Here is a 21,688-nt window from a genome sequence, read left to right on the forward strand (position 1 = left end):
GACGGACGGACATGAACGCCCAGCCCCGCATCGCCACGCTCTTCGACGCGCTGCTCGCCGAGAAGGGCAGCGACCTCCACATGAGCATCGGGCACCCGCCCATGGGCCGCATCCGCGGGGAGCTGACGCCCCTGCGCGAGGCGCCGCTCACCGCGCCCGAGCTGGAGGGCCTGCTGTTCGACCTGGTCAACCCGGACCAGAAGAAGCAAATCACCGAGGAGATGGACCTCGACTTCGCCTACAGCTACGGGACGAAGGCCCGCTTCCGCGCCAACTACTTCTACAAGACGACGGGCCTGGCGGCCGTCTTCCGCACCATTCCCAGCAAGGTGCTCACGCTCACGGACCTGAACACCCCGGAGGTGGTGCGCAAGCTGGCCGAGCGCCGCAGCGGGCTGGTGCTCGTCACCGGCCCCACGGGCAGCGGCAAGTCCACCACGCTCGCGGGGATGATCAACCACATCAACCAGACCCGCCACGCGCACATCCTCACCATCGAGGACCCGGTGGAGTTCGTGCACGAGTCCCTCAAGGCCCAGGTGACGCACCGCGAGGTGGGCCCGCACGCCATCAACTTCGCCACCGCCATCCGCTCGGCGGGCCGCGAGGACCCGAACGTCATCCTCATTGGCGAGTTGCGCACCAACGAGACGATGAAGCTGGCGCTCCAGCTGGCGAGCTTCGGCGTGCTCGTGTTCGCCACAGTGCACACCAACAGCGCGCCGGCTACCATCGACCGCATCGTCAACGCCTTTCCCGCCGACGAGCAACCGGCCATCCGCGGCATGCTCGCCGAGAGCCTCGCGGGCATCGTCGCCCAGCAGCTCGTCCGCACCGCGGACGGCAAGGGCCGCGTGGCGGCGCTGGAGATTCTCATCGGCGGCAGCGCCATCTCGTCGATGATTCGCGAGGGCAAGGTGTTCCAGATCGCCAGCAAGATGCAGGCGGGCCAGGCCCAGGGCATGCAGACCCTGGACATGCACCTGGAGAAGCTGGTGGCCGCGGGCACCATCGCCCCCGAGGCCGCGCTGGACAAGGCCCAGGACCGCGAGTCCTTCGCCAAGACGCTCCAGCGCATCAAGCCGGACTTCGTGCTGTCCGATGACCTGAAGGGCTAGGAGCCCCCCTGGCGAGGAGGCGGTGTGAACCTTCTACGAAGCTCTTCGTTGACTCCTACGAATTGCTTCGTATATTGCTTCACACCACCCAGGAGCCTCCATGGCCGAGCCAAGACTGCCGCGTCCCACGGACGCCGAGCTGGCGATCCTCCGCGTCCTCTGGGAGCGGGGCGCCAGCACCGTCCGCGATGTCCACGCCTCGCTTCCGGATGAGCCGGGCTACACCACCGTCCTGAAGCTGATGCAGATCATGACCGAGAAAGGGCTCGTGGTCCGAGACGAGTCCCAGCGCGCGCACGTCTACAGCGCCCGGGTGGCCCAGCAGAAAACCCAGCGTCAGCTCGTGGCGGACCTGGTGGACCGTGCCTTTGGCGGCTCCCCGGCCCAGCTGGCCATGCAGGCCCTGTCCTCGAAGAAGACGTCCCCCGAGGAGCTGGCCGAGCTGCGCCGGCTCCTGGACTCGCTGGAGCAGGAGGACATGCCATGAAGGACGTCATCTTGGAGTCCCTGGGCTGGGCGCTGCTGCACCTCGTGTGGCAGGGCGTGCTCGTGGCGGCCGTGCTCGCGCTCGGACTGCGCCTGCTGGGGCCCCGGGCCACCGCCCGTTATGGGCTGGCCTGTGGCGCGCTGGGGCTGATGCTCGTCCTGCCCATCGCCACCGGCTGGCAGCACCTCCACGCCCGGCAGGCCCCGGCCGCCGTGTCCACCCTCCCAGCCGCGGCCGGGCAGTCCCCCCCGGGGCCCGCCTCCCAGGCCGGGGCGGCGCCCGCGTCCCCCCTGGCCGCGTCCCTGCGCGCCCGGGCCACCGCCTTCACCGGCGGCCTTCTGCCCTGGGGGGTGCTCGCCTGGGGGCTCGGGGTGGCGGTGTCCTCCCTGCGGCTGCTGGCCGGGTGGGCACGCCTGCACCGGAGGGTGCGCGAGGCATCCCCCGCTCCCGAAGCATGGCAACACCGGCTGGAGGCGCTCGCGCGGCGCCTGGGCGTGACGCGCCGGGTGCGCCTGCTCCAGTCCCCCACGCTGGAGGTTCCCTCCGCCCTGGGGTGGCTGCGGCCCGTGGTGCTGCTGCCCGTCTCCACCCTCACCGGCCTGCCCGCGCGGCAGCTCGAGATGATTCTCGCGCACGAGCTGGCGCACATCCGCCGTCATGACTTCGCGGTGAACCTCCTCCAGACCGTGGTGGAGACGCTGCTCTTCTATCACCCGGCCGTCTGGTGGATGTCCCACGTCATCCGCGTGGAGCGCGAGAACTGCTGCGATGACGCCGCCGCGGGCCTGACGGGCAACGCCCTCTCCTACGCCCGGGCACTCACCGCCCTGGAAACCCTGCGTGTCATGCCCTCCCCCGCTCCAGCCCCCGCCCTCTCCGCGCTGGGAGGCTCGCTGCCGGAGCGCGTGCGCCGGCTGGTGGCCGCACCTCCCTCGCGGTGCGCCTCCCGCTGGACGGCGGGCGCTTCTGTCCTGGTGCTGATGAGCAGCCTCGCAGCCGCGGCGCCCCTTGCCGCCCGGGTGTTGCCCGCCCAGGCCCCGCGCTCGCTCCTGGCGGCCAGCCCGTCTGCGCCTGCCGAGCCCGCGCCCGCCCCAGCGCCCGTCCCCTCGACGAGTCCCTCTCCCGCGCCTGAGCCCCAGGGGGCCACCCTGCCCCGCCAGGTCCCTGCGCCTCAGCCGGCCCCGGTCCCCTCGCCCAGCCCTTCAGAGCCCGCGAAACCGCGGAAGGACAGAGGCCCCGAACCGGCGCCGCGGGCCCTCCTGCAGTCCGGCATCACCGAGGAGTACGCGAAGGGCCTCCACGCCCGCTTCGGCCAGCCCCTGTCCGCCAACGAGCTCTTCGTGCTGAAGCACCTGGGCGTCACCGCCGAGGAAGTGGATGCGCTGAAGCGGCTGGGCTTCTCGAAGGTGAGCCCGGACACCGTGGCCGCCGCCCATGCGGTGGGCGCCACCGAGGCGTACCTGCGCGCGCTCAAGGACGCCGGCTACACGGACCTGGAGAAGGCCACGGGGATGCGCGCCCTGGGCATCACCCCAGAGACGCTCGCCGGTCTGGCCCGCGCGGGCTTCACCGGGCTGAGCGCGGACACGCTGATGGGCTTCCAGGCCACCGGTGTCACGCCCGCCTTCATCGACGAGATGCGCACCCAGGGCCACGAGCCGCTCACCCCAGACGCGCTGATCCGTCTGCGTCTGGGGAAGACGCCATGAACGTTCTGACGGCGTGCCTCCTGTGGGTGGATGCAGGAGGGCACGCTTGAGTTGAAGGGAACGCGGGGCGCCCGGTGAGCCCCGGAGGGTGCGGGGCTCGGGGGATCAGCGCGCGCAGAGGTAATTCGTGGTCTGGGCGATGCTCACGGGGTTCCCACCGCACGCGGCGAGGTTGTAGTTGTAGCGCAGCGACTGGATGGACTTCCAGTTGACGCAGTAGCCCGTGCCCACGCCGCACTTCCAGGACTCCAGGTACTGGTACTTGTAGCTGGTACCCGTGGCCGACGAGGTGATGCACGCGCTGGTGCCGGCCGCCTGGATCCGCTGGCTGCACGAGGAGTTCCGCCACACCTGCAGGTTGGGGGTCTGGAGCTCGAGCTTCGGACACGGCCGCCCGTTGAGCACATACTGGCCATTGGGGCAGCGCGTGAAGAGGCTGGGCCACCAGCTGATCGGGGAGGGCTTGAGGGTGAAGAACAGCTTCTCGCCCGTGGGGCGGTTGATGGCCTCGTACGCGTTGGCACCAACCTGCTGGGCGCCGAGCTGCTTCAGCACCATGTCCTGCTCGGTATCCACGACATAGAGAACGCCCGCCACGTCGTCGAAGAGCGCGCTCATGTCCTCAACCTTGCGAGGCTCCTCGGCGACAGCCTCCTGCCCGGCGGTCTCCAGGTCCTGCGAGAACTCCGGCTCCTCATAGGTGCCCCCGCAGCCGGTGCCAAAGCCCACGGCCACGGCGAGGATGACCGCACTCTTCATCAGCTTGTTGCGCATGGTCGTCATAACGTCCCCAGGTCCTGCGAAAGTGGTGGATGTCCTCGAAGGGCGAGGACATCGCGGATTCTCACTGCAAGCTGTGAACCAAGAAGAGCGGGTGCCTCGGGACAAGGAGCCCCCCCGGCCGGAACGGTCCTTTCCCCGGGGGCTGTATCCTTGGGCGTTACACGACGGCGCCGGAACGTGGCCAGGTCTGTCACAATCCCTGCCGCATGGCCCCCTTCTCCCGAGCGTTTCGCAGGGCCCCGTGTGGCCTCGGCCTGGGGGTGGCCTGCTGGGTAGGCCTATTGCTGCTGCCGGGATGTCAGAACGAGTCCCCCCCGGCCTACATCCGGCTCGGGGGACAGGCCCCAGCGATTGCGGATGCGCCCCCCTCACGGGCCCTGCTCGTCGTCTTCTGGGCGTCGTGGTGCCCGCCCTGCCGGGAGGAAACCCCTTCCCTGGTGAAGCTGGCGGAGCAGCCTCCCGAGGGGCTGCGGGCCGTCGTCTTCAGCCACGACGCACACCTCCAGGACGTCGAGGCATTTCTTGGCGGCCCTCCCGTGGCCGGGCTCCACCTGCGCCTGGATGAGGGGCGCGCGGCGGCCCGGGCCTTCGGTGTCGAGGCGCTCCCCGCCAGCATCCTGGTGGTGGACGGACGCCTGACGGCCCGCTTCTCCGGCGTGAGAGATTGGAACTCCCGGGCCATGCGGCGCCTGCTGGAACGGCTGCTCCAGGAGCACCGCCCCGCCGAGGGGGCCCCCGCACGTTGACGCACCCCCCCTGTCCTCAGTAAGCCCAGGGCTGATGGCGTACCTCCTGCGCATCCTCGCCCTGCTGCTCGTGCTGACGGCCGGGGGCGTCTTCCAGACGCTCGCGCTCGTGAGCGAGGGGGCCGTGCCGTGCGAGGACGAGGAGGGCCCGGAAGAGCGGTGCGCGGACTGCGCGGTGTGCCTGTGTTGTCCCCACCGGGCCCTGCCGGGCTCCTCCGTGGTCGAGGTACGGGTCCTTCCTCCCGCCTCCCGCCCTTCGCCCGCCCCGCGGGGCCCGCACACACCGGTACCCTCGGGCGTCACCGCAGACATCTTCCAACCTCCGAAAGCCTGACGCCGCCCGTCCAGGCCGTCGTGTGTCCAGCGTTCTCCCCGGGGCTCTGTCCCCCGGCGTGAACCCGCGTCCTTTCTCACGTTCTCCCGCGCCCCGAGCCTTGAAGCCCGGGGCCCTTGCCGCCGTGCGCGCCCCTCCCGGGCGTGCCCGGCTGGAGTTCCCTTCATGCGTTCCTTGCGTTCCCTGTCCGCAGCGCTGTGCCTCGTGTCCGCCGTTGCCCTTCCCACCTGGGCGGGCGAAACCCCACCGCCCGCCGGGGCCCCCGCGGAGGCGGCCAAGCCGAAGTGCGAGCACGGCGTTCAAAAGTCCCTCTGCACCCGCTGCAATCCCAAGCTGGCCCCGGTCTACAAGTCCAAGGGCGACTGGTGCGCCGAGCACGAGCGCCCCGAGTCCCAGTGCGTCCTCTGCCACCCGGACCTCGCCCAGAAAGGCGTGAAGTAAATGGGGCTTGCCCGCATCCTTCCGGCCGCGCTGGGGGTCCTCCTGCTCTGGAGTGCGGGGGCCGCCTGCACGAAGGACTCCCAAGCCGTTCCGGTGGGCCCCTCCTCCCGGGGCCCCGCGGATGCGGGCCTCCCCGTGGCCCCCGCAGCCCCGGGCGCCTCCGCCATCCAGCTGTGTGAGCATGGCGTCCCGGCGGACCTGTGTACGCGCTGCACGCCCGAGCTCGCGGAGGTCTTCCAGGCCCAGGGCGATTGGTGTGAGGCCCACCAGGTGCCCGAGTCGCAGTGCCGCGCGTGCAACCCGGGGCTCACCTTCACCGGTCCGCCCTCCGTGCCGAAGGACTGGTGCCCGGAGCACGCCGTTCCCGAATCCCGCTGCACGAAGTGCCACCCGGCGCTCATCGCGCGCTTCATCGAAGCGGGCGACTACTGCCGGGAGCACGGCTTCCCGGAGTCCGTCTGCCCCTACTGCCACCCGGAGCGCGTCCGGGCCGCGGGCGCGGAGCCTCCCGTCTTCCCCCCTCCGGACATGCGCGTGCGCCTGGCCTCGGAGGAGACCGCGCGCGAGGCGGGCATCACCACCCGGCGCGTGGAGCAACGGCCCCTGGCCCAGACGCTGGAGGTGGTGGGCCAGCTCGCCTTCAACCACAACCGCTCCGCCCCCCTCACGGCCCGGGGGGAAGTGCTCGTCCTGGAGGTCCTCGCCGATGTGGGGGACCCGGTGAAGGCCGGCCAGCCCCTGGCCGTGGTGGCCTCCGCGGCCGTGGGGGAGGACCAGGGCCGGCTCTCCGCGGCCCAGGCCCGTGTCGCCTCGGCGCGCTCGGCGTTGGACCGGGAGCAGGCCCTGCTCCAGCGCGGCATCAGCTCGCAGAAGGACGTGGAGCAGGCCCGCACCGAGCTGGCCGCGGCCGAGGGCGCGCAGGATGCGGCCCGGGCCTCCCTCTCCGCCGCGGGCGTGGGGGCCGTGAGCCACGCAGGCCAGTACACGCTCAAGGCTCCCCTGTCCGGCACGGTGGTGGCGCGCGATGCGGCCCCCGGCCGGCACGTGGCCGCAGGCCAGACGCTGCTCCACGTGGCGGACCTCTCCACCCTCTGGGCCCAGCTCGACATTCCCGAGGCGGACGCCCTGTCCGTGCGCGCGGGCCAGAAGGTGACGCTCCAGTTCGAGGGCATTCCCGGGGAAGCCCGCGAGGCCACCCTCACCCGCGTCGCGGCCTCGGTGGACCCCGCCACGCGCACCGTGCGCGCCCGCGTCGAGCTGCCCAACCCGGACCAGGCCCTCAAGGCGGGCCTCTTCCTGCGGGCCCGCATCCAGGTATCCCCCGAGCACGCGGCGGTGATGGTTCCCCGCGAGGCCATCCAGCATGCGGAGGGACGCACGCTCGTCTTCGTGAAGCGGGAGGCGGGCCTGTACGAGCCCATCGCCGTGGAGCTGGGCGCCGGCACGCCCGGGGAGGTGGAGGTGGTGAAGGGGCTCGCCCCCGGCGCCGAGGTCGTCACCACGGGGGCGTTCCTCCTCAAGACGGAGATTCTCAAGGGCTCCATCGGCGCGGGCTGCTGCGAGGAAGGCGGCGAGTAACCTCCCATGCTCACCCGCCTCATCGATTGGAGCCTGCACCACCGCGGGGTGGTGCTCCTGGGCACGCTGGCGCTCGCGCTCTCCGGGGTGCTGTCGTTCCAGGCCCTGCCCCTGGATGCCCTGCCGGACACCACCCCACCCCAGGTCCAGGTGAACACCCTGGCCCCGGCGCTCACGCCCGTGGAGGTGGAGCGCCAGCTCACCGTGCCCATCGAGCAGGCGCTGGCGGGGCTCCCCCAGTTGGAGCAGATGCGCTCGCTGTCCAAGCCGGGCCTGTCCCAGGTGACGCTCCAGTTCGGCGACGGCACGGACGTGTGGTTCGCCCGGCAGCAGGTGTCGGAGCGCCTGGGCCACGTGAGCCTGCCCCAGGGCATCGAGCGCCCCACGCTGGGCCCCGTGGCCACCGGGCTGGGAGAGATTTTCCACTACCTGGTGAAGAGCCGGACGCGAAGCCTCACGGAGCTGCGCACCCTGCAAGACCGCGTCATCGCCCCCGCGCTGCGCGGCGTGCCGGGGGTGGCCGAGGTCAACAGCTGGGGCGGCGAGGAGAAGCAATGGCACGTGGTGGTGGAGCCCCGGCGGCTCCAGCAGTTCCACCTGTCGTTGGGAGAGCTCTACCAGGCCCTGGAGGCCAACAACGCCAACGTGGGCGGGGGCCGGGTAGAGCAGGCGGGGGCCGCGCGCCTCGTGCTCGGCGTGGGCGCGCTGGAGGGGGGCGCGGCGGTGGAGGAGGTCACCGTGGCCGCCCGCGAGGGGGTGCCGGTGCGCGTGCGGGACGTGGCCCAGGTGCGGGTGGGCCCTGCGCTGCGCCAGGGCGCCACCACCGCAGACGGGGAAGGCGAGGCCGTGCTGGGGCTGGGCTTCATGCGCATGGGTGAGAACTCCCACGCGGTGAGCCAGGCGCTCGCCCAGCGGCTGGAGGAGGTGCGCCAGCGCCTGCCCCCGGATGTCCAGGTGGACATCGTCTACGCGCGCACGGAGCTGGTGGAGCAGGTGCTGCGCACGGTGCGCAACAACCTCCTGGAGGGCGCGCTGCTCGTCGTCGCCATCCTCTTCGTGTTCCTCGGCCACTGGCGGGCGGGGCTCATCGTGGCGGCGGCCATTCCCCTGTCCCTGCTGTTCGCCTTCAACGCCATGGTGCCGCTGGGCATCGCCGGCACGCTCATGTCGCTGGGGGCCATCGACTTCGGCCTCGTCGTGGACTCCTCCGTCATCCTCGTGGAGAACGCCGAGCGGCGGCTGGCCGAGGACGCGGGGCGCCGCGGCGTCCTGGAGGTGGTGCGGGACGCGGCCGTCGAGGTGCGCAAGCCCACCCTCTTCGGCGAGCTCATCATCCTGGTGGTGTACCTGCCCATCCTCACGCTGGAGGGGGTGGAGGGAAAGCTCTTCCGTCCCCTGGCGCTCACCCTCATCTTCGCCCTGCTCGGCAGCGCGCTCCTGTCCATGACGCTGATGCCGGTGCTTGCCTCGTTCGTCCTGAAGCTGGGCCGGGGACCGCACCGGGAGCCGCGCCTCGTGGCGCTCCTGCAGCGGCTCTACCGGCCGGTGCTCGACGGGGCGCTTCGCCACGGCCGGGCCGTGCTCGTGGGGGCGGCCCTCCTCACCGTGGGCGCCGCTGGGGCCGCCCTGGGGCTCGGCAGTGAGTTCGTTCCCCGGCTGTCCGAGGGCACCCTCGTCATCAACACCGTGCGCCTGGCCGAAGTCTCGCTCGCCGAGTCCATTCGCTACGGCGGGCACATCGAGGCCCTGCTGCGCGGCAAGTTCCCAGACGAGGTGAAGCGTGTGTGGACGCGCACAGGCACGGCGGAGGTGGCCACGGACCCCATGGGCCTCGAGCTGTCCGACGTCTTCATCACCCTCCACCCCCGGGCGCAGTGGACGCGCGCCGACACGCAGGAGGAGCTCGTGGCGGAGATGAAGGCGGAGCTGGCGGACCTTCCCGGCATGCGCATGGCGTTCCTCCAGCCCATCGAGATGCGCGTCAACGAGATGCTCGCCGGGGTGCGCGGCGATGTGGCCATCAAGCTCTTCGGGGAGGACCTGGACCTCTTGAAGGCCAAGGCCCAGGAGGTGGAGGCCCTGGTGCGCCCCCTGCCGGGGGCGGCGGATGTCACCGTGGAGCAGGTGACGGGCCAGCCCATCCTGCACGTGACGGTGGACCGGGCCGCCGTGGCCCGGTACGGCATTCCCGCCCGGGACGTGCTCGACGTGGTGGAGGCCGTGGGAGGGCGCCGCGTGGGGGACGTGCGCGAGGGGGAGCGGCGCGTCGAGCTGGCCGTGCGCTTGGCAGAGGAATACCGGCAGAACCCGGCCCAGCTCGCCACCGTGTCCGTGGTGGCCCCGGAGGGGGTCCGCGTGCCGCTGGGGCGCCTGGCCACGTTCCGCGAGGTGTCCGGCCCCACCACCGTCCAGCGGGAGGGCGGCCAGCGCCGGCTCGTCATTCAGGCCAACGTGCGGGGACGCGACCTGGGCGGCTTCGTGGAGGAGGTACGCCGCACCCTGGACGCGAAGCTGGAGCTGCCCACCGGGTACGCTGTCCGCCTGGGCGGCTCGTTCGAACACCTGGAACGCGCCCGGCAACGGCTGCTGCTCGTGGTGCCCGTGGCCCTGGCGCTCATCTTCCTCCTGCTCTACGTGACGTACGGCCGCGTGCGGGATGCCCTGCGCATCTTCGCGGGCGTGCCGTTCGCGATGGTGGGCGGCGTGCTCGCGCTGCTCGTGCGGGGCCTGCCCTTCTCCATCTCCGCGGCCGTGGGCTTCGTGGCGCTCTCGGGCGTCTCGGTGCTGGGGGACATGGTGCTCGTCAGCCGGGTGCGTCAGCTCCTCGGCCAGGGCCTGGCGCCCGGAGAAGCCATCCGGGAGGCGGCCCTGTCACGCCTGCGCCCGGTGCTGATGACGTCCGCCGTGGCGGCGCTCGGCTTCGTGCCCATGGCGCTCCACACGGGGGTGGGCGCGGAGGTGCAACGGCCCCTGGCCACCGTCGTCATCGGAGGCGTCCTGTCGTCGGCCGTGCTGACGCTGCTGGTGCTGCCCGTCCTCTATGCCGTGCTCGGCACGGGCCAGGGCCCAAAGGACGGTCCTCAGCCCGGGGACGCGCCAGCGAACGTGAACTGAACGGTCAGAGGGGCGCCTTCGAAGGGGATGGCAGGGGGCCCTTGCGAAGCGGATCCCAGACGTATGCCTCGGTAGGGATCAGCTCCATGTTCGTAAAGCCGTGCCGCCGGACAAATCCAGCGAAGCGCTCGGAGACGACAATGCAGCCCTGGAGCCCTCGGGGGCGAAACACGTCCTCACCCTTCCAGGTGCCCCGCTCCAGGGCAAAACCATGGATGGAGTCCAGCCCGGCGTAGCGGCACGCGGCGCACGCTACGGGCTCTCTACGGCGCAACCGGCTGTGCGCCTCATCCACGGCTCCCTGGCCAAAACAGGGGGTCACGACGAAGTAACGCGGCATCCCTCCCGAGTCCTGATGCCCCCGCCTCTTTCGGACGTGCGGGATGCCCACGGGATGAAAACCACCCCACCCCACCAGTCCCTCTGCCCGGAAAGACTCGGCCAATCGCTCGGAGATGATCATGTCATCGCCAGTCACCGCGATGATGTCCCCCAAGGCCTCCCCATGAACCTCGACCTCTCCCTCATAGGGTGGCAGCCACGTCCGCATGCCGATGATGCCCCCGCACTCCGGACAACGCGCAGCATCGCCCGTATGGACAGGCTGCACCTTGAGCCATTGCGAGCCATAGCGCCCGAACGGGTCTTCCCTGAGCACAAAGAAACGGCGGGCGCGTCTTCCTCAGGAAGCATTGTCAGGGGTGGATCAGCGGAAGGCATCAACGACGAAGGCCGCTGCGATGGAGCTGTCGATGATGGCCGTCCCAGGCTTCGACTCGGGCAGTTTCCGCATCTGGTCATTGCCAAGCCGGGCTACCGCACAGATGGGAACCTTGTCTCCATCAGGCGGATGGGCTTCGTAGTACCGGATGACGACTTGTGGCCCGGCCGTCCAGACCTGCCCGTACAAGCGTGTGGCCCCCTCCAGCGTGCCGAAGCGTTCCTCCAAGACGCTCTCAATCGGTCCGTCGTAGAGCGTCACGCGTCGGCTGCCGCTCTGGTTCGCATCAAGTTCCACCAATGCGCTATCCCCGACGTGCAATCTCAGGATTCGCATGGTCTTCTTTGCCTCCTCCGCGCATTCTTGCGAACCTGGACTGCCATCCGGACGCAGCGACACTCCACCCGCCGTGGTGCAGCCGGAGGATGTAGCGAGCAGGACGAGAGCGCCAAACAAGAAGGCTTTGGTGGTCACCATGAGCGGCACCTCTACTGCCGAATGAGCTCGTGTTCCAGCACTACGGCCACTTGCAGGAGTCCGTCCCCACGGAAGATCTGAAGGGCGAGATCGACAAGCTCTCCGTCCTTCGTCCGGAAAGCGCTCTGGTCCACGACAACCGCGATCTTCCCCGACTGGCCAGGGACGATGGTGGAGCGATCCATGCGCATCGCGAAGGGGCGAGCCGTGAAGTTCGTGTAGTCGCGGGTCAAGTAGGCGCCATCAAACTTCCAGTCATCGCCATAGTAGGTGTTCGTCAGGGTGACGACCGCTGCCGCTTTGCCGAGACCTGAGAACAATTCGACGACCATGTCCATGTCCTCATTCCGCGGACGGAAAACCCTCTTGCGGACAAATAGAGTCTTCTTGAGTTCACCACTCATGAGCAGGGTGGCCAGTGCGTGATCGACGGAGTTCTCTTCCTTCTTGAGCCGCTGAACCTCCTCGCCGAGTGCGCGCTGTTTCTTCAGGGTGTCGTAGAGTTCGGAGAGGACAGCGTTGTAGCTGCCGGGATTCTTGAACACGTTGACCTGATGGTCAGTCCACCTCTCCCACCCCCCGTCATCCCTGGAGAAAGGCGGTCTCACAATGAACGGGATCTCGGTCCCATCTACCAGCGTAACGAGCAAGGGAACCGCCTCGTCGCGGTTGAGATCCCGGGCCGGCATGATGACCACCATCTTGCTCCCCACCACGAGGGGTTCGAACCGCCCCTCCCATCCCAGAAGCTTCGTCTTCGCCGGATCAACATCCTTCTCGAAGCGCAGGACGGTCGCCACCTGTCCGGACACGTGAACACTGCTCGTAGGCACGCCGGGATGGTCCGAGATCGTTTCGGTTCGGATGATTCCCTTGTCATACGGGCCACTGGCCAAGGCCACCGAGGACATGAGAACGGCTAGCAGAACAGACCAGCAAGGCAGGAAGTCTCGCATAGCCCACCTAACCTATCAGGATGGGGAAGAAGCGCACAACCTCCGAGGCTGTCCCAGGGCGGATCAAGCAGTTCCATCATGGAACTCAGAAAACTCGCGGCCCTGAGTGGGCGGCTGCTCCACGGGAGCCCACGCCACTGCTACTGCCCCCAGCACCGTTGGGGCTGGAGTTCGCTCGGGTCTCCGCCTCTTGAGAAGTAGCGAGGGGCTCTGCTTCTGACCAGTCAGAAGTGGCGCAGGGTGACGGGTATTCGCGGACCTGTCTCCCTTGTGGACGCCGCGTCCAACTCGTGGACGGCAGTGGCATCGTCCCTCCCACGCAAGTGCCTGTTTTTCGGACGCGCATGGGCTGGCGCGCCTTGTGCTCTGCACGGCCTCAGCTGCTTCGTCACGCAGCTGGGACGCATGGCGCGTTCCTTGAGGGGCTCAACGATGTTCACGTGGACTGCGAAGGAAATCCAAGGTGTCGTTCAGGAGGGCATGACGCTGGAGCAAGTGCGTGCCGCCATGCTCCAGCTCTTGGCCGAAGAGGGCGCCAACCACCACCGAATGGGACAGCTCTACAACTACGTGGTGAGGAACGCACTGGCGGAGCGCGCCGGTTACAAGGACGCCCGGGACTACTTCGGCCAGCACTTCCGCGACCTGTCTCAGGCCACCCTGTCCTCGTATGGCGCGGTGGCGAGCGCCTTCAGCGAGGAGGTGAGCCGCCGGTTCGGCGTCACCCGCCTCTCCCTGTTGCTGACGTATGAGGAGGCGACGGGCCTGGAGGTGAACCCTGCTCAGCCGGGAGACACCCTCATCGAAGTGCCGGGCGAGAACTGGGAGGTAACGCCCAAGCCCTTCTCCGAGTGCAGCGTGGAGGAGATGCGCCGGGCGATCCAGCGCAAGCGCAAGCCCTCTTCCAGCAAGCCCCTGCCCCCTTCGGACCTCGCCCTGGTGAACCTGTATCAACAGAGCGTGTCGAGCCGCTTCTCTTCTGGAGAGGCCGTCCGGGTTCAGGTGCGCAACCACAAGGGCAAGGCCGTGCTCGACTTCAAGGGGGTGCCCCTGGCCCAGGTAGCGAAGCTGGTCGAGGCGCTGATGGACTCGCTGCCGCCGGAGCCCCTGCGTGACGTGACGGCCGAGACGGCGCTGCCCCTGGCGTCGTAACGCCGGGGCCACCGCGGCCCTCGGTGCTCCCGCCCGAGGGCCGCCCTTCGCTTCTCAGGTGCTCTGGATGACGCGCTCGATGATGTCGCAGGCCTCGTTCATCTGAGACTCGGTAATCACCAGCGGCGGCGCGAAGCGGATCTTGTTTCCCTGCGTGGGCTTGGCGAGCAGGCCCCGCTCCTTCAGCTTCAAGCACAGCTCCCAGGCCGCGCCGCTCGCCTCCGTGTCGTCGATGACCATGGCGTTGAGCAACCCCTTGCCGCGTACCAGCGTCACCCTCCCGCCCTTCTGCACCAGCGCATTCACCCGCTGACGGAACAGCTGGCCCATCCGCTCGGCGTTCTCGGCGAGCTTCTCCTCGCGCAGCACGTTCAGGGCCGCCACCGTCACGGCACATGCCAGCGGGTTGCCGCCGTACGTGCTGCCGTGCTCGCCCGGCTTGATGGTGAGCATGATGGCGTCATCCGCCAACACGCAGGAGACCGGGTACGTGCCGCCCGAGAGCGCCTTGCCCAGCACCAGGAGATCCGGCTTCACCGCCTCGTGGTCACACGCGAGCCGCTTGCCCGTGCGCCCCAAGCCCGTCTGCACCTCGTCGGCGATGAACAGCACGTTGTACTTCGTGCACAGCTCGCGGACGCTCTTCAGGTACCCCGCATCCGGGACAACCACGCCCGCCTCGCCCTGGATGGGCTCCACCATGAAGCCGGCAATCGTAGGGTCCGCGGCGAAGGTGCGCTCCAGCGCGGCCAGGTCATTGTACGGGATGATGAGGTAGCCCGGCAGGAAGGGGCCATAGTCGCGCGTGCTCTCCGGGTCCGTGGAGGCGGAGATGGCCGCCAGGGTGCGGCCCCAGAAGTTCCCCGCCGCGTAGACCGTCTTCGCCTGGTTGGCGGGCACGCCTTTGACTTTGTACGCCCACTTCCGGGTCAGCTTCAGGGCGGTCTCCCCGCCCTCCACGCCCGTGTTCATCATCAGGGCCTTGTCGTACCCGAAGTACTCCGCCAGGTACTTCTCGCACTCCCCGAGCCGGTCGGAGTGGAACGCCCGGGAGGTGAGCGTCAGCTGGCGCGCCTGCTCCGTCAGGGCGGCGATGATGCGCGGGTGGCAGTGGCCCTGGTTCACGGCGGAGTAGGCCGAGAGGAAGTCCAGGTACCGGGTGCCCTCCACGTCCCAGACGTGGACGCCCTCGCCGCGGGTCAACACCACGGGCAGAGGATGGTAGTTGTGTGCTCCGTATCGCTCTTCGAGGGCGATGGCCCGCTGCGTGAGGGTCTCTGACATGGCGCCTTTCTACCAAGGGCGCCCGCGCCAGGCACCTGTCCACCACCTGCCACATCCAAACTCTGCCGTGGTGAGCCGCTTGCCTGGCTGAGAACCTCCCGCCGTGCCGATGACTCCCCTCTGCCTCGTGCTGCTCTGGATGGGCAGCACGGACGCCCCGCCCCCCGAGCCCACGCCCAGCCCCCCCGCGGAGCCCCCCACGGCGCAGGGCACCGTCGTCACCGCCACGCGCTTGCCGAGGCCCCTCCGGGATGTGCCCGCCACCGTCATCGTCCTGCCCCGCGCGGAGATTGACCGGAGCCCCTCGCTGACCCAGGACGGGCTGCTGCGCACCGTGCCCTCGGTGGCCACGTTCCGCCGCACCTCGAGCCTCGTGTCGGACCCCACCGCCCAGGGGCTCAACCTGAGGGGCCTGGCCCCCTCGGGCGTCTCCCGCAGCCTGGTATTGGTGGATGGCGTGCCCGCGAATGATCCGTTCGGGGGCTGGGTGTACTGGCGCTCCTTGCCCCGGTTGGGCCTGGACCGGGTGGAGATTGTCCCCAGCGGCGGCTCGGCCCTCTACGGGAGCGCGGCGCTGGGCGGCGTGGTGCAACTCTTCTCCCGCCCCCTCACCGGCCCGCTCCTCGAGGGGGATGTGGCCTACGGGATGCTGAACACCGGCCAGCTGTCCGCGCGCGGGGCCCACCGCTGGGGAAACGTGGGCGCGGCGGTGGAGACCGAGCTGCTCACCACCGGAGGCCACCCCGTCGTGGCCGCCTCCCAGCGGGGCCCCATCGACCAGGACACCCCAGGCAACCACGTCACCCTCCATGGCCGGGTGGAGGCCGAGGTGAGCCCCGCCCTGCGGCTCGACGCGCGCCTGAGCCTCTTCCGCGAGAACCAGAACGGGGGCACCACCTACACCACGGCCCGCGCGGAGTCTGGCCTCGCCAGCGCGGGGGCCCAGCTCACCACGCCCAGCGCAGGCCAGTTCGCGCTGCAGCTCTTCGGGCGCCTGCAGCACTTCGAGCAGCGCCGGGCGCGCGTGGCCGCGGACCGCTCCTCCGAGGCGCTCTCCGCCCTCCAGGACGTTCCCGCCAACGAGCAGGGCGCCTCGCTCACGTGGACGGGCCCCGCCTGGACGCTGGGGGGAGCGCACGTGCTGACGGCGGGCGCGGACGTGCGCCGGGTGGAGGGCACCTCGGATGAGCAGCTCTTCGTGCCCAACCCCTCGCCCACCACACCCGCGCTGCGCAGCGCGGGGGGTGAGCAACGCTTCGCGGGCCTGTTCCTGCAGGAGCTCTACACGGTGACGTCGGCGCTGGAGTTCACCGCCGCGCTGCGCTGGGACACCTGGAGCAACGTGAACGGCGAGCGCCGGGTGGAGCAGGTGGGCGGCGGGGTGGAGACCGAGGCCTTCGCGGACCGGGGCGAGCACCAGCTCAGCCCCCGGCTCGGCGCCCGGCTGCGCCCCCTGGAGCGGCTCACCCTGCGCGCCTCGGGCTACCGCTCCTTCCGCGCCCCCACGCTCAACGAGCTGTACCGTCCCTTCCAGGTGGGCACCGTGCTCACCGCCGCCAACGCGCGCCTGGGCGCCGAGCGCCTCACGGGCGGGGAAGCCGGGGCCGAGGTGCAGGGCCCCCGGGGCCTCACCGCGCGCCTCACCGGCTTCTGGAACGAGCTGGAGGACCCCATCATCAATGCCACCCTGGCCACGCCCCTGCCCGACGGCACCTCGCGCCAGCGCCAGAACCTGGGCCGCGCCCGGGTCCGGGGCCTCGAGGCGGGCCTGGACTGGCGCGTGGCGCGTGCGTGGACGGTCCTGCTCGCCTACACCTTCGTGGACTCGGAGGTCCGCGACGCGCCCGGCAACCCGGAGCTCGTGGGCAAGCAGCTCGCGCAGGACCCGCAGCACCGGGGCACGGCGCTCGTCACCTTCGATGCGCCAGCGCTCTTCACCGCCACGGTGCAGCTTCGCGTCACCGGTCCCCAGTTCGAGGACGATCTCAACACGCGGCGGATGGGCGGCTATGCCGTGGTGGACGCGTCCGTGAGCCGCCGCCTGGTGGGCGGACTGGAGGTGTTCGCCGCGGCGGAGAACCTGTTCGACCGGGAGTACCTGGTGGGGCGGGCGGGGGTGGATACCGTCGGCCAGCCCTTCCTGGCGCGCCTCGGCCTGAGGTTGCGCGGGAGACCATGAGGCTCACCCCGCCTGGGCGGGCGCCTCGGCCAGGGCACGGCTCGCGGGGGACGCCGCGAGCCGGAGCGCCGCGCGGCCCACGAGGGCAAACCGGCGCTGAATCTCCTCGGTGTCCGAGAGCGACCCCAGCGACGCGAAGCCCGTCTGGCCCTTCTCCACGAAGGCCACCCCCCCGGCGCCGAGCAGGCCGCGCAGGGCCTCCTTCACCTCGGAATCCTGGAGGAACGCCTGCCCCTGGGCCTTCACATCGCTCTGGAAGACGTACATCTCGTCGAGCGCGGGATCTCCCGAGGCGAAGAGGTTGCTGGCCAGCAGCCGGTTCACCCCCGAGGTCCACCGGCGCGGGGCGGCGACGAACCCGGGCGGAAGCGGGCCCGGCACCTTCGCGCGCACCACGCAGAAGTGGCCCAGGCCCTGCGAGCCCTCCGCGTGCCACTCCATGCCCATGCGGACGGAGAGGCCCTCGTGCTCGCCGCGCACCTCGCCGCCCTGGAGCTTGCCGCCCAGTTGTTCGGCCACGCCCCCCCAGCGCGCCTCGCGCTCCCGGACGTGCCGCAGTGGTCCGAACACGAGGAAGGCCACGGCCACGGCGGCGACGATGAGAATGACCAGGGAGACATCCATGGGCGAGCCTCCTAACCCTCCGAGAACCAGTCCCGCAAGCCGTCCAGATCCCTCACCCGGTGCGCGTCCGGCAGGCTCTCCAGGAATGCCCGGCCATAGGGCTTTGTCACGATGCGGCGGTCCAGGAGCGCCACCGCGCCCCGGTCGCTCTGCGTGCGGATGAGCCGCCCGAAGCCCTGGCGCAGCGCGAGCGTGGCCTGGGGGAGCTGGTACTGCTCGAAGGCGCCCTCCCCGCGTGCCTCGATTTGACGGATGCGCGCGGCCACCAGCGGGTCCCCCGGCGAGGCGAACGGCAGCCGGTCGATGATGAGCAGGCTCAGCGCGTCTCCCGGCACGTCCACCCCCTCCCAGAAGCTGTGCGCGGCGAAGAGCACGCTGGGCAGCTCGCGGAAGGACTCCAGGAGCTGCTGCTTCGGCCGGTCCCCCTGGCGGAGCACCTGGTACGGCAACCGGGCCTTGGTCAGCTCGTACGCGCGCTCCATGTTGCGCAGCGAGGTGAAGAGCACGAAGGCCCGGCCGCCGGACACCTCGCACAGCTGGACGATTTCCTCCGCCGCGGCCTCGATGAAGCCCGGGGCCGCGGGGTCCGGCAGGTGCGTGGGCAGGTAGAGCGCCGACTGTTGCGCGTAGTCGAAGGGGCTGGGCACCGCGAGCGTGCGCACCTCGGCCACCGGGGCCCCATCATCGTCGTACAGCCCCATGCGCTTGGCGAAGAAGTCGAACCGGCCCCCCGCCGCCAGCGTCGCCGAGGTGAACACCACCGTGTCCACGGCGTCATAGAGGCGCACGCGCAGCTCGCGCGCCACATCGATGGGGCTGGCGCGCAGGAACACGCCGCGCCCGCGCGCCTCGGCCCAGTACACGTGGTCCGCGGACTCCACCTTCTCCAGGAAGCTCAGCTCCTCGGTCAGCTCGGCGGACCGGCGCGTGAGGGCGGCCAGCTCCGGCTCGCGCGCGCTCGAGGCGAAGGCCCCCAGCGCCGCCAGGCCGTGGCGCACCTGCTCCAGGGGGCCCCCCAGGAGCGCCATGCGGTCGGGCTTCAGCGCCACCCCGCCCTCGCTGCCCAAGAGTCCCAGCACCCGGGGCGCCTGGGTGAAGAGCACCTCCGCGTGCGTGCGCACCCGCGCCGCCAGGGCCCGCAGCGTGGGGAAGCGCGCGTCCGTCTCCGGCAGCGCCGCCACCGCGTCGCGCGCCAGCTCCTCCAGCCGGTGGTTGGACACCCCGCAGCCAAAGTACCCGCTCGCCGCGTCCTCCAGCGCATGGGCCTCGTCGAGGATGACAGCCTCGTAGAGCGGCAGCACGCCCTCGCCCCGCCGCCCCGCGCCGCGCAGGGAGAGGTCCGCGACGAAGAGGTGGTGGTTCACCACGAGCAGGTCCGCCTGCTCCGCCTCGCGCCGCATGCGCGTCACGTGGCACTGCTCATACAGCGGGCACTGCGAGCCCAGGCACGTCTCCGCCGAGGAGGACAGCCGGGGCCAGGCGCTGAAGTTCTCGGGCAGCTCCAGCTCGGCCCGGTCCCCTGTTTCCGTGCGCGCGGCCCAGGACTGGATGTGCGGCCACTGGCGCGCCTCCTCGCGGGTGCCGAAGGTGGGGTCCTTCGTGAAGCTGTTGTACCGGTGCAGGCACAGGTAGTTGCCCCGGCCCTTGAGGTACGCGGCCTCGAACTCCAGCCCCATCTGCTCCTTCAGGAGCGGCAGATCCTTGAAGAAGATCTGCTCCTGCAGGGTTTTGGTCGCCGTGGACACCACCACCCGCCGCCCGGAGAGCAGCGCGGGGACCAGGTAGGCGAGCGTCTTGCCCGTGCCCGTGCCGGCCTCGGCCAGGAGGTAGCTGCGGTCGGAAAAGGCGCGCTCCACGGCACGCGCCATCTGGAGCTGCTCGGGGCGGTGCTCGTAGGCGGGCAGGGCCGCCTGGAGTGCCCCTCCAGGACCGAGCAGGGCATCGACGTTGGAGGTGCGGACGAGGGAGAGCGCCATGCGGGACAGGGAGAATAACAGCCCCCGGCCGCCAGGTCCGTTGCACCCACCGTCCCTTTCAGGGCCCAGGTTCCGCTTGACTGGACGGGCACCAGGCAGGGCCCTTCCGGGGCGGGGGGCTCACTGCGAGGGGGGGTGCTTCTGGAGCTTGCGCTGGAGCGAGCGCCGGTGGAGCCCCAGCCGGCGCGCCGCCTCGGAGATGTTGCCCTCGCAGTCGGCCAGCACGCGCTGGATGTGCTCCCACTCGGCGCGGGCCAGGGAGGGGGCCTGGAAGGCCTCCGCCACCGGGGGGCTGGGCTCGCCCAGGCCCCGGGCCAGCGCCGCCAGCAGGTCATCCACGTCGGCGGGCTTGGGAATGTAGTTGAGCGCGCCCAGCCGCACCGCCTCCACGGCGGTGGCGATGCTGCCGTAGCCGGTGAGGACGATGATGCGCGTGGAGGCATCCAGCGCCCTCAGCTCGCGCACCAGCTCCAGCCCGCCCCGCCCCGGCATCCGCAGGTCCACCACCGCCAGCTCCGGGGACTCCTGCTGGGCCGCCGCGAGCCCCTCTTCCATGGAGCCCGCGGTGGCCACCTCGAAGCCGCGCTCGCGGAAGGCCCGCGCCAGGCGCTCGCGGAACACGCCGTCGTCATCGACCAGCAGCAGCGAAGGGGCATCGGAAGCGCGAGGAGAGGCCATGGGGACACCCGGCGTCAGGCGCCCGGTTCCAGCAGGCTCGCCCCGGACGGCCCGGAGGACAACGGGTCAAATTGTCGCAGGGCGCGCGCGGGCCACGTCAGCGCCACCTGGGTGCCCTGGCCCGGCACCGAGCGGACCTCCAGCGTGCCGCCGAGCTGGTCCAGCAGGGCGCGCGCCAGGAACAGCCCCAGGCCCATGCCCTCGCCCTGCGGCTTCGTGGTGAAGAAGGGCTCGCCCGCGCGGGCCAGCACCCCGGCGGCCATGCCCGCGCCCGTGTCCTCCACGCGCAGCCGCCAGCCGGCCTCCTGGCGCAGGAGCACCACCTGCACGGGCGCGCCCTCGGGCGAGGCCTGGAGGGCGTTCTTCACCACCCCCCGGATGGCGTGCGTGAGGGCCCGGGCGGGCACGGACATCGGCTCGTCCGCGGGGCCTTGGAGGGCCACCCGCACCCGCTCGCGCCCCTTGAGCCCCTCCAGCACCCCGTCCAGCAGCGTCCCGGGCGCCAGGGGCACGAAGGCCTCGCCGTGGCTCGCCCCCGCGTCGGCGGCCATCTGCACGAGGATGTCCCGGCAGCGCGACACCTGCTGGCGGATGAGCTGCGCGTCCTCGCGGCAAGCGGGGGGCAGCTCCCCGCGGCGCTCCAGCTCCCGGGCCACCACGGCGATGGTGGACAGGGGCGTGGACAGCTCGTGCGCGGCCCCGGCGGCCAGCGTGGCCAGGGCGGCCAGCTTCTCGTTGCGCGCCGTCACCGCACGCGCCGCCTCCAGCTCCGCCTCGCGCTCGGCCAACGCCCGGGTGACGCGCTGGACGAAGTAGACGATGACGGCCGCGGCCAGCCCGAAGGCGGCCCACATGCCCTCCAGGTGCAGGCGCACCGCGTCCATGTGGTGGTGCGCGGCGTGCGCGTCCGCGCCCGGCATCCACAGGTGGCGCACGAAGAGCGCACCGAAGCACCCCAGCCCCAGCGCCACCAGCGTCCACGTCCACCGGGCCCGGAGCACCACCGCCGCCAGGGCGATGTGCACCAGGTACAGCGTGCTGAAGGGGTTGAAGGGCCCGCCGCTGAAGGCCAGCAGCACGGTGAGCAGCACCACGTCGAGCGCCATCACCCCCCACAGCAGCCACTCGTGCACGGCCCGGGGGCGCCGGCTCCACACGCCCAGCGCCGCGTTGCTCAGCACCGCCACGCCGATGGTGGTGAACAGCGGCACGAGCGGCAGCGGCATCTCCAGCACGAAGTGCGCGCCGAGGATGAGCACCGCCTGGGCCACCACCGCGCCCCAGCGCAGGCGCAGGAGCCACGAGAGGTTGATGGCGTGCGCGTCGCGCAC

19 protein-coding genes are annotated in these 21,688 nt (G+C 70.9%); 10 read left to right on the forward strand and 9 right to left on the reverse strand.

The genetic code is table 11. The features are described 5' to 3' along the window. The first annotated feature begins 11 nt into the window (after nt 1–11). The 3 genes from KY661_RS12090 (at nt 12) to KY661_RS37245 (ending at nt 3,314) form a co-directional block, all read left to right on the forward strand. Nucleotides 12–1,118 (forward strand): type IV pilus twitching motility protein PilT, encoded by a 1,107-nt coding sequence (locus KY661_RS12090; protein WP_075006426.1) that lies wholly within the window; start codon nt 12–14, stop codon nt 1,116–1,118. Nucleotides 1,119–1,218: 100 nt separating this feature from the next. Further along, on the forward strand, nt 1,219–1,605 hold the full coding sequence (locus KY661_RS12095) for a BlaI/MecI/CopY family transcriptional regulator (protein WP_225410354.1): 387 nt from the start codon (nt 1,219–1,221) through the stop codon (nt 1,603–1,605). After that, nucleotides 1,602–3,314: a M56 family metallopeptidase gene (locus KY661_RS37245; protein WP_263436921.1), complete on the forward strand. Its 1,713-nt coding sequence runs from the start codon at nt 1,602–1,604 to the stop codon at nt 3,312–3,314. Before KY661_RS12095 ends, KY661_RS37245 begins: the two co-directional genes overlap by 4 nt. 105 nt (nt 3,315–3,419) lie before the next feature. On the opposite strand, the gene KY661_RS12105 is transcribed toward KY661_RS37245, so the two are convergent. Further along, entirely contained in the window at nt 3,420–4,097 is a 678-nt protein-coding gene (locus KY661_RS12105) for a hypothetical protein (protein WP_225410355.1), read from the reverse strand. Nucleotides 4,098–4,303: 206 nt separating this feature from the next. Between KY661_RS12105 and KY661_RS12110 the strand changes: the two genes are divergently transcribed. The 5 genes from KY661_RS12110 to KY661_RS12130 all read left to right on the forward strand — a co-directional run bounded on the left by KY661_RS12110 (nt 4,304) and on the right by KY661_RS12130 (nt 10,310). Further along, nucleotides 4,304–4,843 (forward strand): TlpA family protein disulfide reductase, encoded by a 540-nt coding sequence (locus KY661_RS12110; RefSeq protein WP_398577175.1) that lies wholly within the window; start codon nt 4,304–4,306, stop codon nt 4,841–4,843. Between the two features lie 34 nt (nt 4,844–4,877). Next, nucleotides 4,878–5,177 carry a hypothetical protein gene (locus tag KY661_RS12115; protein WP_225410356.1) on the forward strand — a complete coding sequence of 100 codons (300 nt, stop codon included), beginning with the start codon at nt 4,878–4,880 and terminating at the stop codon, nt 5,175–5,177. Nucleotides 5,178–5,381: 204 nt separating this feature from the next. Next, the gene (locus tag KY661_RS12120) at nt 5,382–5,618 is read left to right on the forward strand and encodes a hypothetical protein (RefSeq protein WP_398577177.1); all 237 of its coding nucleotides are present in this window, start codon (nt 5,382–5,384) and stop codon (nt 5,616–5,618) included. Beyond that, nucleotides 5,619–7,196: an efflux RND transporter periplasmic adaptor subunit gene (locus KY661_RS12125; RefSeq protein ID WP_225410357.1), complete on the forward strand. Its 1,578-nt coding sequence runs from the start codon at nt 5,619–5,621 to the stop codon at nt 7,194–7,196. It abuts the gene before it with no gap. Nucleotides 7,197–7,202: 6 nt separating this feature from the next. Continuing rightward, nucleotides 7,203–10,310, forward strand: coding sequence for an efflux RND transporter permease subunit (locus KY661_RS12130; protein ID WP_225410358.1), 3,108 nt, complete (start codon nt 7,203–7,205; stop codon nt 10,308–10,310). Nucleotides 10,311–10,314: 4 nt separating this feature from the next. On the opposite strand, the gene KY661_RS12135 is transcribed toward KY661_RS12130, so the two are convergent. The 3 genes from KY661_RS12135 to KY661_RS12145 all read right to left on the reverse strand — a co-directional run bounded on the left by KY661_RS12135 (nt 10,315) and on the right by KY661_RS12145 (nt 12,464). Beyond that, nucleotides 10,315–10,650, reverse strand: coding sequence for a hypothetical protein (locus KY661_RS12135; protein ID WP_225410359.1), 336 nt, complete (start codon nt 10,648–10,650; stop codon nt 10,315–10,317). A 366-nt stretch (nt 10,651–11,016) separates the two neighbouring features. After that, nucleotides 11,017–11,508, reverse strand: a complete 492-nt coding sequence (locus tag KY661_RS12140) for a serine/threonine protein kinase (RefSeq protein WP_225410360.1) — start codon at nt 11,506–11,508, stop codon at nt 11,017–11,019. Between the two features lie 11 nt (nt 11,509–11,519). After that, the gene (locus tag KY661_RS12145) at nt 11,520–12,464 is read right to left on the reverse strand and encodes a DUF2381 family protein (RefSeq protein WP_225410361.1); all 945 of its coding nucleotides are present in this window, start codon (nt 12,462–12,464) and stop codon (nt 11,520–11,522) included. 432 nt (nt 12,465–12,896) lie between these two features. Between KY661_RS12145 and KY661_RS12150 the strand changes: the two genes are divergently transcribed. After that, nucleotides 12,897–13,616, forward strand: coding sequence for a hypothetical protein (locus KY661_RS12150; RefSeq protein ID WP_225410362.1), 720 nt, complete (start codon nt 12,897–12,899; stop codon nt 13,614–13,616). 54 nt (nt 13,617–13,670) lie between these two features. On the opposite strand, the gene rocD is transcribed toward KY661_RS12150, so the two are convergent. Further along, the gene (gene rocD, locus KY661_RS12155) at nt 13,671–14,900 is read right to left on the reverse strand and encodes an ornithine--oxo-acid transaminase (protein WP_225410363.1); all 1,230 of its coding nucleotides are present in this window, start codon (nt 14,898–14,900) and stop codon (nt 13,671–13,673) included. A 109-nt stretch (nt 14,901–15,009) separates the two neighbouring features. Between rocD and KY661_RS12160 the strand changes: the two genes are divergently transcribed. Beyond that, nucleotides 15,010–17,079 carry a TonB-dependent receptor gene (locus tag KY661_RS12160; protein ID WP_225410440.1) on the forward strand — a complete coding sequence of 690 codons (2,070 nt, stop codon included), beginning with the start codon at nt 15,010–15,012 and terminating at the stop codon, nt 17,077–17,079. A 3-nt stretch (nt 17,080–17,082) separates the two neighbouring features. Here KY661_RS12160 and KY661_RS12165 read toward each other — a convergent pair whose 3' ends face one another. The 4 genes from KY661_RS12165 to KY661_RS12180 form a co-directional block, all read right to left on the reverse strand. After that, entirely contained in the window at nt 17,083–17,703 is a 621-nt protein-coding gene (locus KY661_RS12165) for a hypothetical protein (RefSeq protein ID WP_225410364.1), read from the reverse strand. 11 nt (nt 17,704–17,714) lie between these two features. After that, complete coding sequence (locus tag KY661_RS12170; protein ID WP_225410365.1) at nt 17,715–19,679, reverse strand: ATP-dependent DNA helicase; 1,965 nt, start codon at nt 19,677–19,679, stop codon at nt 17,715–17,717. 120 nt (nt 19,680–19,799) lie between these two features. Then, a complete protein-coding gene (locus tag KY661_RS12175) occupies nt 19,800–20,357 on the reverse strand; it encodes a response regulator transcription factor (RefSeq protein WP_075006459.1) in 558 nt (185 codons plus the stop codon). A 14-nt stretch (nt 20,358–20,371) separates the two neighbouring features. Next, complete coding sequence (locus tag KY661_RS12180; protein WP_225410366.1) at nt 20,372–21,688, reverse strand: ATP-binding protein; 1,317 nt, start codon at nt 21,686–21,688, stop codon at nt 20,372–20,374.

The sequence above is a fragment of the Allostigmatella hybrida genome (assembly GCF_020103775.1).
GTDB classification, from domain to species: Bacteria; Myxococcota; Myxococcia; order Myxococcales; family Myxococcaceae; genus Hyalangium; species Hyalangium aurantiaca.